Annotated in this window: 3 protein-coding genes; 1 reads left to right on the top strand and 2 read right to left on the bottom strand. The window is 71.1% G+C overall.

Features of this window, described 5'->3' with window-relative positions; all coding sequences use genetic code 11:
* Positions 1 to 84: 84 nt before the first annotated feature.
* Positions 85 to 1,005: a glycosyltransferase gene (locus tag OZN99_RS30745; RefSeq protein ID WP_270939006.1), complete on the bottom strand. Its 921-nt coding sequence runs from the start codon at positions 1,003 to 1,005 to the stop codon at positions 85 to 87.
* Positions 1,006 to 1,306: 301 nt separating this feature from the next.
* Between OZN99_RS30745 and OZN99_RS30740 the strand changes: the two genes are divergently transcribed.
* Positions 1,307 to 1,462 carry a hypothetical protein gene (locus OZN99_RS30740; RefSeq protein ID WP_270939005.1) on the top strand — a complete coding sequence of 52 codons (156 nt, stop codon included), beginning with the start codon at positions 1,307 to 1,309 and terminating at the stop codon, positions 1,460 to 1,462.
* Between the two features lie 84 nt (positions 1,463 to 1,546).
* Here OZN99_RS30740 and OZN99_RS30735 read toward each other — a convergent pair whose 3' ends face one another.
* The gene (locus tag OZN99_RS30735; RefSeq protein ID WP_270939004.1) at positions 1,547 to 1,759 is read right to left on the bottom strand and encodes a hypothetical protein; all 213 of its coding nucleotides are present in this window, start codon (positions 1,757 to 1,759) and stop codon (positions 1,547 to 1,549) included.
* Positions 1,760 to 1,888: the final 129 nt, after the last annotated feature.

Raw genomic sequence — 1,888 nt, 5'->3', positions numbered from 1 at the left:
CGGCGGCGCGGCTGGCAACGGTGGGGTAGCGGGCGCGCGCCAATGCGCCGCCGCGGCCGGCGCGAGACGGCCGGCCGCCCGGGATCAGCTGTAGAGGTGCGCGCGGTTCTCGAGCTTGACGCTCTCGTCGGCCGCCATATCGCGGCGGATGCGCCGCAGCGCGATCCAGTCGAACAGGGTGCTGGTGCCGTTCCAGCCCAGCCGGAGCATGGGGCCGCGCTGGCGGTAGAGGTCCACCACATGCGCCGGCATCGCCTCCGTCCCCCGCTCGCGCAGCAGGCCGTACAGCATGTGGGTCTGGTGGCGCCGCACGGCGTAGCGCATGCGGCGGCGCTGGTATGTGCGCCAGTCCCGCGGATTCCAGAGCGAGAGCGGCGCGAAGCCGAAGCCGGCGCCCTCGGCCGCGGTGATGCGCTGGTTGTCCTGCCGGCCGCGCATGTCGAAGTCGAACTTGAGGAGGGCCGTGACCAGCCCGTCCTCGCCGAAGATGCCGAAGGGCAGGCGGATGCCCCGCACGCGGAACTCCGCGAGGCAACTGCCGCGCACGGCATAGAGGTTGCCGGCCATCTCGCGCGACCGGATCAGCTTCGTCCGGAAGGCCTGGATGCTGCGGCCGGTGGCGGGCAGCGCAGCGCAGCCATTGGCGTGCGGATCCTGCGCGAAACGGGCGAGGAAGGCCGCGATCGAGCCGGGCATCACCACCATGTCGCCGTCGGTGAAGACGTGGATCGCGGCATCGGCCGGCGCGACCTCGTGCGTGTAGTGGTTCCAGGCATTCGCCTTGTCGCCGACCTTGATCACCACGGGCACCACGGCGATGCGCTTCGGGCGGTAGGCGCGCACCACGCGCTCCGTCCCGTCGGTGCAGCCGTTGATCAGGACATGCACGCGCAGGCAGGCCTCGGAGCCGCATGCATCGAGGGCGTCCAGCGCCGCCACGATGTTCTGCTCCTCGTTGTAGGCGAAGACGGCGACCGACACGATCGGCAGGTTGGCGTCGGCCATCTCAGCACCGCGCAGCCGCGGCGGGCCCGAAGGCCCGGCGCGGACGGAAGCCAGGCTCCGCCGCGAACATCGTCATCGAGCAACCCCATGCCCCACGCCGCCCCGCTCCGGCGGCCCGCACGCCATCCTCGCGAAGCCGGGTCCGGTCGGTAGCGGCGTGGCCGGAGGGTAGACCATTCCGGCGCAGCACGCATCCTTCACGATGATTTCTTGCGTTATCGATCCGTTCAGGGATCGGACCGTAACTGGCCGCCGAGTGATGCGCCCGTCCAGCGGGCGCTGGGATGGGGAAGGGCTGGGCATGGCCGGGATCCGACACGACGCGGCGGGCGACTGGGCGCTGCGGGAGCGCAGCGCCGAACGGCTGAGCTGGCCACTGGCGGCCCTGGCGATCGGCGGGATGTCCCTGGTGTGCTGGGGCTGCGTGGCCGCCCTGGCCCTCTGGACCCTGGGATGAGCCGAGGGCGGCTCGCCCGCCCGGGCCGGCCTCGTGGTCCTCGCCATCGGAAAGCCTGCATTCTGACCAGCGCATGATCATTGATTAACCGAGTCGGGCCCCGACGCGCAACCATCGCGCGAACTTCCCCAGATTCTGCCGCAAGACCGTCGTGATTCCACCGGGGTGGCGAACATCCGCGACGACCAGCCCAATGCGTTGGCGTCGTGCCGCAACCCAGAGTTGCTTGTAGGCGTCGTCGCCGCGGCCGAAGTCCAGCGCCTGGACAGCGTCGCGCTCGATCAGGCGGCGGATCATCAGGGCAGGGCGGCAGCCAGGGTGTCGGCGGGGGCCAAAGTCTCGGACATCAGGTGGCGTCCCGCAGCGTCGGGCCGGACGTCGCCTCGACGATCGCCTGGACCTTCTGCTCCGCCTCGGCGAGCAGCT

Source organism: Falsiroseomonas oryzae, from assembly GCF_027856955.1.
GTDB lineage: Bacteria > Pseudomonadota > Alphaproteobacteria > Acetobacterales > Acetobacteraceae > Falsiroseomonas > Falsiroseomonas oryzae.
The sequence above is the reverse complement of the archived record's forward strand: the minus strand, read 5'-3'. Positions and strand labels throughout refer to the sequence as shown.